Below are 17,250 nucleotides of genomic sequence, written 5' to 3' on the forward strand. Positions count from 1 at the left end.
CGGCGGAGCAATGTCACGAGGTGGGGGCAGAGCAGCACCATGGCACAGGGCACGGTCCAGGTGACGCACACCGGCACATCACGGTGGCGGCGCCGCACGGGTGAGTACGCCTCTCTCGCCGCGGCCCTGGAGGCCGCGGGGGACGGCGACATCCTCACCGTGGCCCCCGGGACGTACCGCGAGAATCTCGTGCTCCAGCGGGCGGTCACCCTGCGCGGCGCCGAAGGCGCGGTCGGCTCGGTGCGCATCGCGCCCGCCGACGGAGTGCCGCTGACCGTGCGCGCGTCGGCGACGGTCCAGGATCTTCATGTCGAGGGGCAGGACTCGGCGGCGCCCGCGCTGCTGGTGGAGGACGGCACACCCGAGCTGATCGACCTGCGGATCGTCACGCGCTCGGCCGCGGGCCTGGAGGTGCGCGGCGCGGCCCGTCCGACCGTCCGCCGGTGCACGGTGGACAATCCGGCCGGTATCGGTATCGCGGTACTGGAGGGCGCGGGCGGGGTGTTCGAGGAGTGCGAGGTGGTGGCGGCCGGACAGTCGGGCGTCTCCGTCCGTGGCGGCGCGCATCCGCGCCTGGAGCGCTGCCGCATCCATCACGCCTCGGGCGCGGGGCTGAGCGTCACCGGCGAGGGCACCGGCCTGGAAGCGATCGGCTGCGAGATCTACGAGATCAAGGGCAGCGGTGTGCAGGTCGCTTCGCGTGCCACGGCCCATCTCACCGACTCCAGCGTCCACCGCACCTCGGCCGACGGGATCACGCTGGACACGGACGCCGTGCTCACGCTCTCCGACTGCGACATCCACGACATCCCGGAGAACGCGGTCGATCTGCGATCCCGCTCGGTGCTGACCCTGACCCGTTCCACGGTGCGCCGCTTCGGGCGCAACGGGCTGTCGGTCTGGGACCCGGGCACCCGGGTGGACGCCAACCAGTGCGAGATCCACGACAGTACGGGCGACTATCCGGCCGTGTGGGTCAGCGACGGGGCCACGGCCGTCCTCGAGTCGTGCCGCGTCCACGACGTGCCGGACGCTCTGTTCGTCCTGGACCGCGGCTCGCGGGTCGATGTCGTCGACAGCGATCTCACGCAGGTGCGGAACACCGCGGTGTCGGTGAGCGACGGGGCGAGCGCGCAGCTCGACGACTGCCGGATCCGCGAGGTGTCCACCGGGGCGTGGTTCCGCGACCACGGCAGCGGCGGCACGCTCAGCGGCTGCACCATCGACGCGGCGCAGACCGGGGTGATCGTCACCAAGGGCGCCGATCCCCTGATCGAGCGGTGCACGGTCACCTCGCCCGCCGAGGCCGGGTTCTATGTCTCGGCGGAGGGCCGGGGCACCTTCCGCGGCTGCCGGGTGACGGGCAGCGGAGGGTACGGCTTCCATGTGATGGACGGCTGCCGCACGACACTGAACCGCTGCCGCACCGAGCGGTGTACGCGCGGTGGCTACGAGTTCGCGGAGCCGGACGGTCCGGCGGTCGAGGACTGCACGAGCGACGAGAGCGCGGTGCGACCGCAGACGGAGCAGGCTCCGGCCGTGGTGACGGCGACCCAGACGGCCGGCCTGCTCGGGGCGGTCCCCGCACAGCCCGCAAAGCCCGCGCCGCCTGCCGAGCCGGTACGCACATCGGGTGCCGTCCTCGGCGAACTGGACGGGCTGGTCGGCCTGGACAGTGTCAAGCGCGAGGTCCGCACGCTCACCAACATGATCGAGGTGGGCAGGCGCCGCCAGGAGGCGGGACTGAAGGCCGCCTCGGTGCGCCGGCATCTGGTCTTCACCGGCTCCCCCGGCACCGGCAAGACGACCGTGGCGCGGCTGTACGGCGAGATCCTGGCCTCGCTGGGGGTGCTGGAGCGCGGTCATCTGGTCGAGGTGTCCCGGGTGGATCTGGTCGGTGAGCACATCGGCTCCACGGCGATCCGTACGCAGGAGGCGTTCGACCGGGCGCGCGGTGGGGTGCTGTTCATCGACGAGGCGTACGCCCTGTCCCCCGAGGACTCGGCGCGTGACTTCGGCAAGGAGGCCATCGACACCCTGGTGAAGCTGATGGAGGACCACCGGGAGGCGGTCGTGGTCATCGTCGCCGGCTACACCGCGGAGATGGAACGCTTCCTGTCGGTCAACCCCGGTGTGGCGTCCCGTTTCTCACGAACCATCACCTTTCAGGACTACGACGCCGACGAGTTGCTGCGGATCGTGGAGCAGCAGGCCGAGGACCACGAGTACCGGCTCGCGGACGGCACGGACGACGCGCTGCTGAAGTACTTCACGGCACTGCCCAAGGGGCCCGCGTTCGGCAACGGCCGTACCGCGCGGCAGACGTTCGAGTCGATGGTGGAGCGGCACGCGGGCCGGGTCGCCGAGCTCACCGAGATGAACACCGACGACCTGACCCTGCTCTACCCGGAGGATCTGCCCGAACTGCCCTGAGCCTGGCGGGGGACGGCCGCTGCGATCCGGTCGAGCAGCTCCTGGCGCTCGGTGCGGAAGGCCGGGTCCGCCTGGTAGTCGGAGTGGCCCAGAATCGGTTCGGGCAAGGGGTGTTGGCGTGAACGGCCGTATATCAGCGGGTCCTTGAGCGCCGCCCGGTCGACATCGGGGTGGTCGCACTCGGCCGGCACCCGGACGGGTCCGCCGATGGGGTCGGTGATCCGCCAGAGGTTGCGCCAGCAGTCCAGTTCACCGCGCAGCTCGCGCAGTGCCGTGGGTCCGAAGTAGGCCGGGAACCAGCGGCCGTAGAGCCTCTCCAGCGGGGACCCGTACGTCAGCAGGGCGACCCGGCGGCGGGTCTCCGGCGGCAGCTGCCAGACGGCCGAGGCCGCCAGCACACTGCCCTGGGAGTGCCCGGAGATGACAAGCCGGCCGCCGGTCCGTTCGGTCCAGGTGCACATGCGCCAGGTGAGGTCGGGCACGGCGCGCTCCGCGTAGCACGGCGGCGCGAAGGGGTGGGCGGCACGCGGCCAGAAGGTGCCGACGTCCCACAGGATGCCGATGGTGCGCCGGGCGGAGGCGTCACGGTAGGCCCGGCGCCCCCAGGTCACGAACAGTATGAAACCGAAGCCGATCAGCCAGGAGCCCAGGGACTGCGCGGTGTCGGCGGCGGACTCGACGAACCCGCCGCTGCCGGCGAACGCCTCGCCCGGTACGGCTCCGCCGGCCCAGGCTCCGGCGACCGCGCCGGCGCCGAGCAGCAGGGTGGCGCCGGAGACGATGCCGACGAGCCAGGGCGCGTCGTCGGTGAGACCTGCCCGGGCCCGGGTGCCGGCGATCTGCCGCGTCCGTCCGGAGTCGGGGCGGTCCGCGTCGTACTCCTCCTCGACGCCCGCGGCGAGTCGGCGGCCGGTCAGCCAGGTCCGGATGCCGAGGACGGCCGCCGGGGCGAGCAGGAGCACCAGCAGCACGGGGATGACGGACGCCTGCCAGCTGAGCAGGACGGGCGGTCCGGGGATGGTGCCCTCGCCGTCCATGCCGGGGGTGCCCGGGCCGTCCAGCCAGTCGGCGACCCGCTGGGCGACACCTCCGGTCATGACCCCGCCGAGCGCGCAGGCGAGCATCGCGACGGCGGGGCCGCCGAGACCGTGCAGGACGGTCCGGGCGTCGCGCGCGTGCCGGTGGAGTGCCCGGGCCGCGACGGCGAGGGCGACGACGAGTGCGCCCTGGACGACGGTGATGACCCCGAAGGTCACATCCCCGGGGAGGGTGCCGCTCGACGTCCACCCGGGCCGGGACCAGCAGGAGTACAGCAGGGACAGCGCGAACAGGGCGAGAGCCGCGCCGGGCAGCACGCTGACGGTGACGCGGTCCAGCCGGGCGTCCATCCGGCGCTCACTGCGGCCCCTGCGGAGGACGACCCGCAGCACGGCCACGAGCCCGACGGCCAGGGCGGCCTCGATCAGCCATCCGCAGACCGCGAGCGCGGTGCTGCCGGCTCCGCGGTCGTGCCGCGCCGCGGCACCGGCGACGGCCGCGGAGACGGTGAGGAAACCGGCCGCGGTGTGCGCGGCACGCAGCCGGGCGACGAGCCGGCGGCCGTACCAGAAGCCGGGCCGGCCGAGCGCGGGCCGCAGGGCCGGGCCGGCGGTGTGTCCCTCGTCGTCCCTCGGCCCGGCCTCGCCCTCCGCCACGTCCTGGCCGCTCGGCGGCCGCTGCGACTCGTACGCGCTCCAGGTGCGGTTGGACAGATACCAGAGCAGGCCCACCAGTGCTGCCGGGAGCAGGGAGGCGAGCGCGAGCCGGCGGCCGGGCTGCGACCACCAGCCGCCCTGAGCGCTCGACATGAACCCGAGCCACGAGCGGTCGGCTGCGCACGCGGCCGAGCCCGCGCACTGCCAGGCGACGAGATCGAGCGCCACCTCGCACGCCGCGGCGGTGAACAGGACGGTGAGACTGAGGGCGAGGAGCCGCACCAGGACGCCGTAGGTCCGGGTCGTCCGCCTGCGGCCCTTGGCCCGGGGGCGCATCCAGTGCGCGAGGTTGACGACCATGAACGGCAGCAGGATGAGCCACAGGGCACGGGCGCTGTTGCCCGAGGTGAGGTTGGACCAGCAGTAGGCCTCGGGGATGGGCCGGTCGACGTAGAGCTCGGGCCGGTGTTCCGCCTCCTCGTCCTCGGTGCGGCGGAAGACGGCGGCCTTCTCGTCGCCGGAGACCCTCACGGTGCGGGGGTCGCCGAGCATGTCCTGCGGGGTAGCACCGCCGACGCCGTGGACCAGCAGTTCGAGCGCGGGCCCTCCGTGCTGCGGTACCGGAGTGGCAGAGGACACTTCTGTGACTCGCTCTCTCGGTGGGAGGATCGATCCGTGCGCGACCGCGCAGGGTTCATGCCCCAGAATCCCGGATCTCAGCAGTTCACCGCACCGCTCTCACCGAATCTCCGCGAGCCCGGGGCGTGCGGGCCGTGCGAGGATGAGAAACCGTGACCTCGGACGCTTGGACGACGTGGAAGGACCGGCCCCGGCAGTGACGGACAACCAGAACCTGCTCGCGGAGCAGCGGCGTGCTCTGATCCTCGACGAGGTACGCAGGCGCGGCGGGGTGCGGGTCAACGAACTCACCCGCAAGCTCAATGTCTCCGACATGACCGTGCGCCGGGACCTGGACGCCCTGGCCCGCCAGGGGGTCGTGGAGAAGGTCCACGGCGGGGCGGTGCCGGTGGTCGAGGCGAGCACCCACGAGCCGGGATTCGAGGCCAAGTCGGCGCTGGAGCTCAGCGCCAAGGAGGACATCGCCCGGGCGGCGGCGCAGATGGCGGTGCCCGGCAGCGCGATCGCGCTGTCCGGCGGGACCACGACGTACGCGCTCGCCCACCATCTGCTGGACGTGCCCGATCTGACGGTGGTGACCAACTCGGTGCGTGTGGCGGACGTGTTCCATGCCGCGCAGCGCGCGGGGGCGACCGCAGGTCCGCGGCCGGGCAGTGCGACGGTGGTCCTGACCGGGGGTGTGCGGACGCCGTCGGACTCGCTGGTGGGTCCCGTCGCCGACCAGGCGATCCGCTCGCTCCACTTCGATGTGCTGTTCCTCGGGGTGCACGGGATCTCCGTCGAGGCGGGTCTGTCCACGCCGAACCTGGCGGAGGCCGAGACGAACCGCCGCTTCGTCCAGGCCGCGCGGCGTGTGGTGGTGGTCGCCGACCACACCAAGTGGGGGACGGTGGGCCTGAGTTCGTTCGCCGCCCTTGCCGAGATCGACACGCTGGTCACGGATGCCGGGCTGTCCGGGGAGGCGCGCGAGGAGATCGCGGAGCATCTGCCGGGTCTGGTGGTGGCGGGCGGTCCGGAAACGTCCGCGCAGGACGGACAGGACGGCTGATCCCGGTGACGGCGTTCCGGCTGACGCGGGCGGTGACGCTGACCGCGGACGAGGCGTGGAAGCGGGTCACCGACTGGCGCTCCCATGCGGCGCAGGTGCCGCTCACCCGGCTGTCCTCGGTCTCCGGGGTGCCGACCGGGGAGGGCACGCTGTTCGTCGTGCGCTCGGGCGTGGGCCGGGTCGGTTTCGACGACCCGATGGAGGTCGTGCGCTGGGTCCCGCCGCGCGCGGGTGGGACGGCCCGCTGCCGACTGGAGAAGCGTGGCCGGGTGATCACCGGTTGGGCGGAGATCGAGGTGGAACCCCAGGGCGCGGGGGCGGTGGTGGTGTGGACAGAGGAGCTGCGGATCCGGCTGCTGCCGCGCGTCCTGGATCCGCTGGTCGTCCGCGTGGGGCGGGTGGTCTTCGGCCGGGCGCTGGACGGGCTGTTGCGGGGACGCGGGCGCTGAGCGGGGGCCGGGCCCAGGAACGAGTGCCGGGTTCAGGAACGAGTGGCGGGTGGGCTGTTGCGCGGTCACGGCCACTGGACGACTGCCCGCCGGGACCGGCCGGCATCGCGAACGCATCGGCGCGGACGCCTCGCACAGACCTCGGTCAGGGCATCTCGAACACACCCGATCCAGGAGCCCGGAACAGGCCCGGAACAGGGCCCGGGCCAGGCCCGGAAGAGGCCCGCGCATGCCGTCGCGACCCACCGCCCGCGTCCGGAGCCGTGACGGCCGGCGCCGCCGGCCCGACGATGGCCGTGCCCGCGCCCCGGGGTGCTCAGGTGAAGCTGTCGGGCCGCATGCGGGGCGGGGAGGGCCTCTCCGCGCTCGGAGGCCGATGCCGACCGCTCTGCGGGGGCGGACAATTGACAGAATGTCAGTTACGGTGTGGGGCCCCGCTCCCTGCACCGGAGGTACGGTCCATGCCCCGCCGACTCCAGCCCGTGGACATCGACTTCGCCGCGTCCGCCCCCGTGCGCCTGGTCTTCACCGGCGAGGTCTGCGCCTCCCCGGAGGCGGTGTACCGGGCGCTCGCCGAGGACGTGACGGACTGGCCGGCCTGGTTCGACGCGGTGTCCTCGGTGGTCCCGACCCGCGACGGCGCGGGCCGGGACGTCCGGCTCAAGGGCGGCGTCTTCTTCGGCGAGACGGTCATGGCGACGGATCCCCATGAGCGTTACGCGTACCGGGTGGACACCACCAACGCGCCGGGCCTGCGAGCCCTGTTGGAGGAATGGGTGATCACGCCGACAGCACAGGGCAGCCGCGTGCGGTGGACCTTCGCGGTGGACGCTCCGGCGCCGGTGCGTGTCCTGGTGCGGCTGGGCCGAGCGGGCCTCGGCACGTCCTTCCGGCGTGCGATACGCCGGCTGGACCGCAGGCTCGCCCGGTCCGCCACGTCCTGATACGCACGCGCGAGCGGCGTCAGTCGGGCCAGACGCCGGTCGACAGGAAGTGCTCCAGGGTGACGGTGTACGGAGCGATGTCCAGCCCCTGTCCGGCCAGCCACGCGTCGGAGTAGTACTTGTCCAGATAGCGGTCGCCCGGGTCGCAGAGCAGTGTGACGACACTCCCCCGCTGTCCGTCCGCCACCATCTCGGCGATGATCCTCAGCGCGCTCCACAGACCGGTGCCGGTGGAACCGCCCGCCTTGCGTCCGATGGCCGCGTCCAGTGCCCGTACGGCCGCGATGCTGGCGGCGTCCGGCACCTTCATCATCCGGTCGATCGCTCCGGGCACGAAGCTCGGCTCCATGCGCGGACGGCCGATGCCCTCGATGCGGGAGCCACAGTCGGTGCTGGCCTGCGGGTCGCTTTGGGTCCACCCCTCGAAGAAGCAGGAGTTCTCCGGATCGGGCACACAGATGCGGGTGTCGTACTGCATGTAGTGCACGTAGCGGGCCACGGTCGCGGATGTGCCGCCCGTGCCGGCCGTGGCGACGATCCACGTGGGGCAGGGATACCGCTCCAGCCGCAGCTGCTGGTAGATCGACTCGGCGATGTTGTTGTTGCCGCGCCAGTCGGTGGCCCGCTCGGCGTAGGTGAACTGGTCCATGTAGTGGCCGCCGGTCCGCTCGGCGAGTGCTGCGGACTCCTCGTACATCCTGCGGGAGTCGTCCACGAAGTGGCACCGGCCGCCGTGGAATTCGATCAGCCGGATCTTCTCGGTACTGGTGGTGCGTGGCATCACCGCCACGAAGGGGACGCCGATCAGTTTGGCGAAGTACGCCTCGGAGACTGCCGTGGAGCCGCTGGACGCCTCGATGACGGGCTTGCCGGGCCGGATCCAGCCATTGCAGAGGCCGTAGAGGAAGAGGGAACGGGCCAGCCGGTGCTTGAGGCTGCCGGTGGGGTGGGTGGACTCGTCCTTGAGGTAGAGGTCGATGCCCCACTGCTCGGGCAACGGAAATCTGAGCAGGTGCGTGTCCGCCGAACGGTTCGCGTCCGCCTGGACCTTGCGGACCGCCTCCTTCAACCAGGCCCGGTACTGCGGGTCGCTTCGGTCGACGTCGGCGGTCGCCGTCGCCCCGTCCGTCACACGCTTCTCTTCCGTGCTCATGAGCGTCGTCCCTCGCCTTGGCCAGTACTGCATCCCTCCTGCCACAGTAAGCCCCTCACCTGCGCAAACGTTCACTTTGGGCATCCATAGGGGTCCCTTGTGGGTCGGGACGTGCGCTCCCCGCGGACACGTACTGGTGCACACGGCCGGAGTTGTGCAGACTGCCAGGAGATGACCTGACGAAGGGGGCGGTGGGCCGATGGCGATGGCGGAGCCCGAGTTCCGGGCCACGGGCGTACGGATCGAACGATGGCCCCGCTCACTCACCAGGGCCGGACAGGTATTGATCAAGGACGGCAAGGTGGCCTTGCTGACGAGTTACGGCCGGGTGATCGACAGCGCCCCCGTCCGCGCGGTCAGCGCGGGCCGGCCCTGGTTCGCCGACGAGGCGAGCACGGCGGTCACGGTGAACGGCAAGCGGTACCGGCTGACGATGGGTCAGCGCAATCACCGGCCCGAAGCCCGGGCGCTGGCCGGGCGCTTCCTGGACGCGGTGCGCCGCGCGGGCAGCCGCAGGGACTGAGATTCCCCACCCGGGCGCTGTCGGCTTGCGGGACCGTCGTCATTGGTTCACGCTGGTCTCACGTCACTCAGGGTGCACCGGCGGTAACGCTGTGATCCAGCCCGCCGGACAAATCAGCAGCCAGCCAACTGCTGGATCCGATCCTCCGTTCTCTTCCGGACCTCATTCGGGGAGTCGCAGCCGTGATCAGCCAGCCAAGCAGGCACTGCACGGTGGAGCTCCAAGCCCTGCCGTCGCGGATCGGACAGGTCCGCAGAATCATTTCGGCGCAACTGCGCTACTGGCATCTCGATCCTCTGATCGACCAGGCGGCGCTCGGCGTCACTGAACTGCTGACCAACGTCCACCGGCACGCCGAGCCGGACAAGATGTGCACCGTGGACATCGAGCTGCTGCTCGACCGCCTCACGGTGTCCGTACAGGACAACGACCCGCGCCTGCCGACCGTGCGGGACAGCGATGCCCTCGACACGTCGGGGCGCGGCCTCGGACTGATAGCCGCCGTCAGCGACTGCTGGGGTGTGCATCCCCGGGGCGACCTGGGCAAGTCCGTCTGGTTCACGCTCTCGGCCCCGTCGGCGGCCGTAGCGCTGCCCGTCCGTCCGATCGTGCACGGGGCCACCACGGAGGGGCCGTTCGCAGCGGCTCCGCCGGTCGTGCCCGAGCACACCGCGGTGCCGTCGACGGTGTCCAGCTGACCGGCCCCTGCCGGTGCCGCGGCAGCCCCGCTCCCGGGCGGGCCACCGAACCCGTCGGGAACCGGCGGATTCGGAGGCGGCGATGTCCGGTGCTACTCCGTCGCGATGGCCCGCAGCACGTCCAGGCGCGCGGCGCGGCGCGCGGGCCGCCGGCCCGCGACCGCTCCGGCGATCAGGCCGACGAGCGCCACCACCAGGAGCTGGACGGGCGGCACCGCGAAGGCGAAGGACGTGTCGCCGGTGCCTTCGGACGCCTTGACCAGCACCCAGCCGAGCAGTCCGCCGAGCGCGAGTCCGCCGGCCGTGCCGAACCCGGCGACCAGCACGGACTCGTAGCGCACCATGGCACGCAGCTGGTTCCTCGTCTGGCCCACGGCCCGCAACAGGCCCAGTTCCCTGGTGCGTTCGTGGATCGCGAGGGTGAGTGTGTTGGTGATGCCCAGCAGGGCAATCAGCACGGCGAGGGCGAGCAGGGCGTAGACCAGCGTGAGCATCATGTCGATGGCGCCCGCCGCGGACTGCGCGTACTCCTCGCGGGTCTGCACCTCGGGGTTTCCGTAGGCGGACGCGGTCTTCTCCACGGCCGCCGTGCCGTCGGCGGCCGGCACACCGTCCTTGAAGCCGACGGCGATCAGCGTGTCGGAGTCCTGGCCGCGGTGCGGGGCCCATGCGTCGCGGGTGATGACGTAGTCGCCCGCGAGTTCCGCCTGTTCGTACACGGCGCGCACGGTGAAGGTCTGTGCCGTGCCGTCCGTGAAGGTGAGTTCGGCCGTCGAGCCCGGCTTCCAGCCCCGCTTCCCGGCCTCGGTCGCCGCCACGGCCATGCCGTCGGTGCCGAGCCCGTCGAGCGAGCCCCGGACCGTGCCGAGATCGAACACCCTGGTGAGGGCGACCGGGTCGGTGACCGTCAGCTGCCGGCCCGCGCCGTCGACCTCGGCGACGCCCTGGCCGAGACCCACGGCGGTCTCGACCTCGGGCTGCGTCGCGATGGCCGGGGCGAGTTCCGGGCTGAGCCCACTGCCGCCCGCGCCGAACGAGGGTGTGCTGAGAGCGACATCGCCCGCGAAGGAGCGGGAGACCGTCTGGTCCATGGTGGCCTTCAGCGACGCGCCGAAGACGGTGAAGAGCGAGACGACCGCGACGCCGATCATCAGGGCGGTGGCGGTCGCCGCCGTGCGCCCCGGGTTGCGCAGGGCATTGCGGTTGGCCAGCCTGCCCGAGACGCCGCGCAGACGGTCGAGCGGTCCGCCCAGGATCCGTACGGCATACGAGGACGCGACCGGGCCGAGTACCACGAAGGCGGCGAGGGCGAGGATCGCGCCGGTGGCGGCCAACCAGATGGAGGGGGTGATGAGGACGCCGACGAGGATGACGGTGAGAGCGGCGAGTGCCACGGCGCCGCCGGTGAAGGCACGCTTCACCGAGGCGGCCGACTGGCCGACTGCCGTCTCGCGCAGCGCTGTCAGCGGCGCCGTGCGTCCGGCGCGCACGGCCGGCGTCAGCGCCGAGCCGAGGCAGACGAGCACCCCGACGGCGAGCGGCAGCAGCAGCGAGAGAGCGCTGATCACGAGGCCGCCTTCGGGGAAGGGGAACCCGATGAGCGGGAACAGAGCCCGCAGCCCGGCCGCGATGCCGATACCGCCGAGCAGCCCTGCACCGGAGGCGACGGCCGCGACGACGGCGGCCTCGGCGAGGGTCGAGCCGACGACCTGGCGGCGGGAGGCTCCGAGGGCGCGCAGCAGCGCGTTCTCGCGGGTGCGCTGGGCGATGACGATGGCGAAGGTGTTGTGGATCGAGAAGGTGGCGACCAGCAGGACGATGCCGGAGAAGACCAGGAGCAAGGTGGTGAACAGGCTCAGGAACTGACCGGAGATCATGTCCTGGTTCTCCTCGGTCGACGCCTGTCCGGTGATGGCCTCGACGCCCGCGGGGAGTACGGGCCCGAGCGCGTCGACGAGTTCCTGCTGACCGGTGCCGGGGCCGGCCCGCACTTGGATGGACGCCGCCTCACCGGGCTTCGGGGTGAGGTACTTCTCGGCGTCGGCGCGGGTCATACCGGTGAAGGTCACCTGCCCCATCCCGTCCTCGCCGCCGAAGGTGGCCAGTCCCACGACGGTGACGTGCACCGGGTCGGGGGTGCGCAGGACGGTGCGGTCGCCGATCTCCAGCCCGCCTGTCCGGGCTGCGCCGCGATTGACGACGACTTCGCCGGTACGGGCGGGGGCGCGGCCCTCGGCGAGCCGGTAGGGATTGAGTTCGGTGTCGGCGATCCAGTTGCCGGCGACCGTGGGAGGTCCCTGTCCGCCGATCGGCTTGCCGTCGGCTCCCACGAGCTGTCCCGCGCCCTGGATGCCGGGCTCCGCGGCGGCGACGCCCGGAATCCCCTCGATACGGGCGGTGAGGTCGGTGGACACGTTCTGCCGGGTCCCCTGGGCGTCACCGGGGACGGTGACGACGTTGGAACTGCGGACGACGGCGTCGGTGCCTCCGTTGGCACTGGCGAACATCGTGTCGAAGCTGCCGCGCAGCGTGTCGCCCATGACGAGGGTGCCGGTGAGGAAGGCAACGCCGAGCAGTACGGCGGTGAACGTGCCCGCGAAGCGTCGCTTGTGGGCCCGCAGCGAGCTGAGGCCGAGGTGCAGGGATGCGCGGCCACTGCTCATGCCGTCGCCTCCCCGGAGGTGTTGCGGTCGCGAATGTCGAACGCCTTCAGACGGTCCAGGACGCGCTCGGCGGTCGGGGCCTCCATCCGGTCGACGAGCCGTCCGTCGGCGAGGAAGACGACCTCGTCGGCGTGGGCGGCGGCGACGGGGTCGTGGGTGACCATCACCACCGTCCGCGCGGTCCGGCGCACCGCACGGCCGAGCAGGCGCAGTACCTCTTCGCCCGACCGGGAGTCGAGGTTGCCGGTGGGCTCGTCGGCGAAGACGACCTCGGGCCGGCCGGCGAAGGCGCGTGCCACGGCGACCCTTTGCTGCTGGCCGCCGGAGAGCTCGGCGGGCCGGTGCCCGAGGCGGTCGCGCAGCCCCACGGTGTCGATGAGCGCGTCGAGCCATTCCTGGTCCGGCCCCTCGCCGGCGAGGTCCATGGGGAGCGTGATGTTCTCGGTGACGGTGAGCGTGGGGATGAGGTTGAACGCCTGGAAGACGAAACCGATGCGCTCGCGGCGCAGCAGGGTGAGCCTGCGGTCGTCGAGTGTGCCGAGGTCGGTGTCGCCGATGAGGGCCGAGCCCGAGGTGAGGGTGTCGAGCCCGGCCGCGCAGTGCATCAGCGTGGACTTGCCGGAGCCCGAGGGGCCCATGATCGCGGTGAACCGGCCGGCCGGGAAGTCGACGCTCACGCCGTCCAGGGCCCTCACTTCGGTGTCGCCCCTGCCGTAGACCTTCACGGCGTCGACGACGCGCGCCGCGGCCCGCGTACGGGTCGCGGTCACGGTCATGGTCGGGGTGTTCACACCGCACCGTCCCTGCCGACGCGGCCGAACTGCTCGTCGAGCACGGACAGCCGGCGCCAGTACTCGTCCTCGTCGATCTCGCCGGCCGCGAACCGGCGGCCGAGCAGGGCGATCGGCGAGTTCTCGCCGTGGGCGGAGCGGTGGTTCCAGGGGCCGGGGCCGCGGCGTCCGCGCCACAATCCGGTGCGGCGCGCCAGGGTGACGATGCCGACGACGACGGCCGCCCAGAACAGCGGGAAGAAGAGAATCCACGGGCCGGGCCCGCCTGCGTGCGCCAGGGTGTTCATCTCGGTCAACTCCTCGGTGGCGATGGTGGTGCGTGATTCCTTGTCGCTACCGAGGCTCCCGCCGCAGGAGGCCGACGTCGTCGTACGGCCAGCGGTAGTGCGCGTACCACCCGCGGAGTACGCAGGGCGTTCCCGACTGCTCCCCGCACCCGCAGAGGATGAGGGCCGCCGTGTCCGTACGGTTGTGGGCCGAGGTGATGAACCGCACGGGGCCGGGGTCATGGGCCGCACGGGGGCCGGGGGTGATGGGCCGCGGCCGCCGTGTCCGTACGGCCGTGGTTCAGGGCCGAGGCACCCGGTGGCGCGGTGACGGGCCGCACCCGGCCCGGGGCCTGGTCACTCCTCGTCCTCCTCCGCCATCCGGCGGTGGACGCGGTGCTCGTGCACGATGCGCCCGACGATCGCGCCGCCGTAGACCACCACGCCGACACCGACGAGCCAGGACTGGATGACGAGCACGGTCCCGATCGGACCGTAGACAACGGTGTTCGACGCGATCAGCGGGGAGAAGACGAGCTGCGAGAAGATCCGCAGCCCGAGCAGGCCGATGGCCGTGGCCGCCGCTCCGGGGAACAGCGCGCTCCAGCGGACCCGGCCGCCGAGGAGGACTTGCTGCGCGATCCAGAAGAAGGCACAGGTGCCGATGAGATCCGCGAGTACACCAATCACGGTACCGAGGCCGGAGTGGAACGGGCTGGGCGTGTTGACGAAGGCCAGCAGGAAGACGATCAGCAGGGCGAGAAAGACGACATGCCGCCACATGGTGTGCCAGCGGGCCGTCGGCAGGTCCCACACCTTCTCGTAGCCGGTCTGCACCACGGAGCCGAAGGTCAGACCGAAGACAACGAGCGCCGCGAGACCGAAGGCGGTCGTGCGTTGCAGCGCGGCACCCGGCACGCCGAACAACCGCCCGACCTCGTCCTCGGAGGCCGGGGAGACGCCGAGCGCCTGTCCCAGCCAGCGCGCGAAGCCCTGGCCGCTCGCCGGATCGGCCGCCGCGACCACGATCAGCAACGGCACGAGGGTGAGGAAGCCGAGGGCAGCGAATCCCATGGCCCGGTGCATCAGCTCCAGCTCGCGACCGCGCGACCACGCGAGGCCGGCCCATGAGGCCATGAACCTGTCGCGCAGGTGCTGGAACCGGTGCGCAGGGGGCTGTGCACCGGAGGGCTGGTTGGTCATAGGTCGTCGGCTACCCGCTCATATGTCACGAAGCGTCCATCATGCCCCCGGACGAGTGCCGGCGCATGCCCCGGAGACGTGCCCGCCGATGCCCCCGGACGAGTGCGCGTGCCTCCCGTCCTGCCTGGATCAGAGCAGTGCGCCCAGCGGGTCGTCCAGGACCGGCTGCCACGCCAGTTCGGCCGCCCCGACCAGGCTGTTGTGGTCGAGCGTGCAGGGGAGGATCGGCACACCGCCGCTGCGCCCCCACAGACTGCGGTCGGCGACGACGGCCCGCAACCGCTCGGGGTCCGCCCCCAGCAGCTCGCGGTGCAGCCCGCCGAGGATGATGCGGTCGGGGTTGAGGATGTTGACGAGCCCGGCGAGCCCGAGGCCCAGACGGTCGATCAGTTCCTCGCAGGCGGCTCGTACACCGGGATCGGCGTACTCCGTGCGCAGTAGTTCTCTCGACTGCTCCAACAGGGAGACCTCGGGGCCGGGGTCGCGGCCCGCGGCGGTGAGGAACGCCAGGGGGTCGGCCTCGACGTCGAGGCAGCCGCGGCTTCCGCAGTGACAGGCGCGGCCCTCGGGGTTGACCGTCAGATGGCCGACCTCCAGCGCGAGGCCCGCGCTGCCGGTGTGGAGCCGTCCGTCGAGGACGAGCGCGCCTCCGACGCCGCGGTGGCCGGTGGCGACGCAGAGCAGGTGCTGCGCGCCGCGGCCCGCACCGTGCCGGTGCTCGGCGAGGGCGGCGAGGTTGACGTCGTTGCCGGTGAAGGCCGGTCCCGCGATGCCCGCTGCCCGTACCCGCTCGGCGAAGATGTCGCGTACCGGAGCGCCCGCGGGCCATGCGAGGTGGAGCGGGTTGAGGGCGGTGCCCTCGGGTTCGGCGACGGCGGACGGTACGGCGAGGCCCGCGCCCACGCACCGCCGGCCGCTCTCGTGCAGCAGCGCGGCGCCCGCGGCGACGACCTCGCCGAGCACCTGGGCCGGGTCGGCGGAGACGGTGACGCAGCCGGGCGCGGTGGCGACGGTCCGGCCGCCGAGTGCCACAAGCGCCGCGCGGAAACCGTCGGCGTGCACCTGGGCGGCGAGGACGACCGGGCCCGTGTCGTCGACGGAGAGCCGGTGGGAGGGGCGGCCCTGCGATCCGGCGGCCGCGCCAGGGCGGGAGTCCACCCTGATCAGGCCCAGCGCCTCCAGCTCTGCGGCTACCGCTCCGGCGGTGGCACGGGTGACCCCGAGTTCGGCGGTGAGCACCGCGCGGGTGGGCGCGCGTCCGGTGTGGACCAGTTCCAGCGCGGGGCCGAGCGCGCCGCGGCCCCTCTCCAGCCTCGATCTGGTGCTCGTCGCCTTGCCGTTCATGGTGGCGAGTCTCCCATGATCCAGCCGTTGCGCAGCGGCCTTGTCCGGATCGGGCCCCACCCCTATGCTGAGTTTGTGCCGCACCTAAACAAACTACGGACGGCCGCACCGGGGGCCCCGAGCGGAAACACCGCTCCACTCCCCCTGTCCCGCCTCCGCACCGCCCTCACCCTGTTCTTCGCCCTGGACGGCTTCCTCTTCGCCGGCTGGGTGGTCCGCATCCCCGCGATCAAGCAGCAGACCGGAGCATCCGCGAGCGACCTCGGACTCGCGCTGCTCGGCGTCTCGGCCGGCGCGGTCGTGACGATGACCCTCACCGGCCGGCTGTGCCGCCGCTTCGGCAGCCATCCGGTCACCGTCGCCAGTGCTGTACTGATGTCACTCAGCATCGCGCTCCCCGCGCTGACCCACTCGACGCTCGCCCTCGGTCTCGTCCTGCTCGTCTTCGGCGCCGCGTACGGCGGGATCAACGTCGCGATGAACAGCGCCGCGGTCGACCTGGTCGCCGCGCTCCGGCGGCCGGTGATGCCGAGCTTCCACGCGGCGTTCAGCCTCGGCGGCATGGTCGGTGCGGGACTGGGAGCCCTGGTGGCCGGCGGCCTGTCCCCCACCGTGCATCTGCTGCTCCTCGCCGTCATCGGCCTGCTGGTCACGGCCGTCGTCGGCCGGGTGCTGCTCGGGCAGGCGGCTCCGGTCACCGAACGTGCCCGGCGGGACCCGGCGCCGCACCGGCTCACGGGCCGCACCCGCAGGCTCGTCGCGGTATTCGGCGTGATCGCGCTGTGCACGGCGTACGGCGAGGGTGCGATGGCCGACTGGGGTGCGCTCCACCTGGAGCAGGACCTGGACGCCCACCCGGGCGTGGCCGCCATCGGATACTCCCTCTTCGCCCTCGCGATGACGGTCGGCCGCCTCACCGGCACGACGTTGCTGGAGCGGCTCGGACAAACCCGGACACTGGTCGCGGGCGGCACGACGGCGGCGGCCGGCATGCTGTTGGGCTCGCTCGCCCCGACCGTGTGGCTCGCGCTGCTCGGCTTCGGGGTGGCGGGCCTCGGTCTGGCCAACATCTTCCCGGTGGCCGTGGCCAGGGCGGGCGCACTCGCCGGACCCGGCGGGGTCGCCACCGCGTCCACGCTCGGGTACGGCGGCATGCTGCTGGGACCGCCCGCGATCGGGTTCCTCGCCGACTGGTTCTCGCTGCCCGTCGCGCTCACCACGGTCGCGGCACTGGCCGCGGGTGCAGCGCTGATCGGCTGGGCGGCCCGGAACGCGACCGCGCCGCAGGACGCCTGACCGCTCGTCGGCGCACCCCGCCGACGGCCCGCCCGGTGGGGGCGCACGAGGGGGCGCACTCACGCCGGTCGCCTGACGCGACAGCCCCACCGGGCATCAGCCGAGT

14 protein-coding genes are annotated in these 17,250 nt (G+C 72.4%); 7 read left to right on the forward strand and 7 right to left on the reverse strand.

Translation table 11 applies throughout. From position 1 onward, the window contains the following. Positions 1–39: 39 nt before the first annotated feature. Positions 40–2,433 carry a right-handed parallel beta-helix repeat-containing protein gene (locus ABTX78_RS01680; RefSeq protein WP_352204806.1) on the forward strand — a complete coding sequence of 798 codons (2,394 nt, stop codon included), beginning with the start codon at positions 40–42 and terminating at the stop codon, positions 2,431–2,433. On the opposite strand, the gene ABTX78_RS01685 is transcribed toward ABTX78_RS01680, so the two are convergent. Further along, the gene (locus tag ABTX78_RS01685; protein WP_352204807.1) at positions 2,403–4,766 is read right to left on the reverse strand and encodes a hypothetical protein; all 2,364 of its coding nucleotides are present in this window, start codon (positions 4,764–4,766) and stop codon (positions 2,403–2,405) included. The two genes, ABTX78_RS01680 and ABTX78_RS01685, sit on opposite strands and share 31 nt — an antisense overlap. Before the next feature lie 196 nt (positions 4,767–4,962). On the opposite strand from ABTX78_RS01685, the gene ABTX78_RS01690 reads away from it, so the two are divergent. The 3 genes from ABTX78_RS01690 to ABTX78_RS01700 all read left to right on the forward strand — a co-directional run bounded on the left by ABTX78_RS01690 (position 4,963) and on the right by ABTX78_RS01700 (position 7,207). After that, positions 4,963–5,814 carry a DeoR/GlpR family DNA-binding transcription regulator gene (locus tag ABTX78_RS01690; RefSeq protein ID WP_352204808.1) on the forward strand — a complete coding sequence of 284 codons (852 nt, stop codon included), beginning with the start codon at positions 4,963–4,965 and terminating at the stop codon, positions 5,812–5,814. 5 nt (positions 5,815–5,819) lie between these two features. Then, positions 5,820–6,263 (forward strand): SRPBCC family protein, encoded by a 444-nt coding sequence (locus tag ABTX78_RS01695; protein ID WP_352204809.1) that lies wholly within the window; start codon positions 5,820–5,822, stop codon positions 6,261–6,263. Between the two features lie 461 nt (positions 6,264–6,724). Then, entirely contained in the window at positions 6,725–7,207 is a 483-nt protein-coding gene (locus tag ABTX78_RS01700; protein ID WP_352204810.1) for an SRPBCC family protein, read from the forward strand. 19 nt (positions 7,208–7,226) lie between these two features. Here the strand turns inward: ABTX78_RS01700 and cds1 are convergent, their stop codons facing one another. Then, positions 7,227–8,360 (reverse strand): L-cysteine desulfhydrase Cds1, encoded by a 1,134-nt coding sequence (cds1, locus tag ABTX78_RS01705; RefSeq protein ID WP_352204811.1) that lies wholly within the window; start codon positions 8,358–8,360, stop codon positions 7,227–7,229. 199 nt (positions 8,361–8,559) lie between these two features. On the opposite strand from cds1, the gene ABTX78_RS01710 reads away from it, so the two are divergent. Together ABTX78_RS01710 and ABTX78_RS01715 are read left to right on the forward strand one after the other, a co-directional pair. Then, entirely contained in the window at positions 8,560–8,883 is a 324-nt protein-coding gene (locus ABTX78_RS01710) for a hypothetical protein (RefSeq protein ID WP_352204812.1), read from the forward strand. A 182-nt stretch (positions 8,884–9,065) separates the two neighbouring features. Continuing rightward, positions 9,066–9,581 carry an ATP-binding protein gene (locus tag ABTX78_RS01715; RefSeq protein ID WP_352204813.1) on the forward strand — a complete coding sequence of 172 codons (516 nt, stop codon included), beginning with the start codon at positions 9,066–9,068 and terminating at the stop codon, positions 9,579–9,581. Positions 9,582–9,673: 92 nt separating this feature from the next. Here ABTX78_RS01715 and ABTX78_RS01720 read toward each other — a convergent pair whose 3' ends face one another. The 5 genes from ABTX78_RS01720 to ABTX78_RS01740 all read right to left on the reverse strand — a co-directional run bounded on the left by ABTX78_RS01720 (position 9,674) and on the right by ABTX78_RS01740 (position 15,848). Beyond that, positions 9,674–12,244: an FtsX-like permease family protein gene (locus ABTX78_RS01720; protein WP_352204814.1), complete on the reverse strand. Its 2,571-nt coding sequence runs from the start codon at positions 12,242–12,244 to the stop codon at positions 9,674–9,676. After that, a complete protein-coding gene (locus tag ABTX78_RS01725) occupies positions 12,241–13,020 on the reverse strand; it encodes an ABC transporter ATP-binding protein (protein ID WP_352205019.1) in 780 nt (259 codons plus the stop codon). The genes ABTX78_RS01720 and ABTX78_RS01725 overlap by 4 nt, the downstream gene beginning before the upstream one ends. Positions 13,021–13,031: 11 nt before the next feature. Further along, a complete protein-coding gene (locus ABTX78_RS01730) occupies positions 13,032–13,322 on the reverse strand; it encodes an SHOCT domain-containing protein (protein WP_352204815.1) in 291 nt (96 codons plus the stop codon). A gap of 336 nt (positions 13,323–13,658) precedes the next feature. Beyond that, positions 13,659–14,504 (reverse strand): YhjD/YihY/BrkB family envelope integrity protein, encoded by an 846-nt coding sequence (locus ABTX78_RS01735; RefSeq protein WP_352204816.1) that lies wholly within the window; start codon positions 14,502–14,504, stop codon positions 13,659–13,661. Between the two features lie 129 nt (positions 14,505–14,633). Further along, entirely contained in the window at positions 14,634–15,848 is a 1,215-nt protein-coding gene (locus tag ABTX78_RS01740) for an ROK family protein (protein ID WP_352204817.1), read from the reverse strand. 75 nt (positions 15,849–15,923) lie between these two features. Between ABTX78_RS01740 and ABTX78_RS01745 the strand changes: the two genes are divergently transcribed. Continuing rightward, positions 15,924–17,144, forward strand: a complete 1,221-nt coding sequence (locus tag ABTX78_RS01745; protein ID WP_352204818.1) for an MFS transporter — start codon at positions 15,924–15,926, stop codon at positions 17,142–17,144. Positions 17,145–17,250: the final 106 nt, after the last annotated feature.

The sequence above is a fragment of the Streptomyces sp. NPDC096193 genome (genome assembly GCF_040302905.1).
Classification (GTDB): domain Bacteria; phylum Actinomycetota; class Actinomycetes; order Streptomycetales; family Streptomycetaceae; genus Streptomyces.

Coding starts and splice junctions, on each gene's coding strand:
- ABTX78_RS01680 (WP_352204806.1), top strand. CDS start 40: ATGGCACAGGGCACGGTCCAGGTGACGCACACCGGCACATCACGGTGG.
- ABTX78_RS01700 (WP_352204810.1), top strand. CDS start 6,725: ATGCCCCGCCGACTCCAGCCCGTGGACATCGACTTCGCCGCGTCCGCC.
- cds1 (WP_352204811.1), bottom strand. CDS start 8,360: ATGAGCACGGAAGAGAAGCGTGTGACGGACGGGGCGACGGCGACCGCC.
- ABTX78_RS01710 (WP_352204812.1), top strand. CDS start 8,560: ATGGCGATGGCGGAGCCCGAGTTCCGGGCCACGGGCGTACGGATCGAA.
- ABTX78_RS01720 (WP_352204814.1), bottom strand. CDS start 12,244: ATGAGCAGTGGCCGCGCATCCCTGCACCTCGGCCTCAGCTCGCTGCGG.
- ABTX78_RS01725 (WP_352205019.1), bottom strand. CDS start 13,020: ATGACCGTGACCGCGACCCGTACGCGGGCCGCGGCGCGCGTCGTCGAC.
- ABTX78_RS01730 (WP_352204815.1), bottom strand. CDS start 13,322: ATGAACACCCTGGCGCACGCAGGCGGGCCCGGCCCGTGGATTCTCTTC.
- ABTX78_RS01735 (WP_352204816.1), bottom strand. CDS start 14,504: ATGACCAACCAGCCCTCCGGTGCACAGCCCCCTGCGCACCGGTTCCAG.
- ABTX78_RS01740 (WP_352204817.1), bottom strand. CDS start 15,848: ATGAACGGCAAGGCGACGAGCACCAGATCGAGGCTGGAGAGGGGCCGC.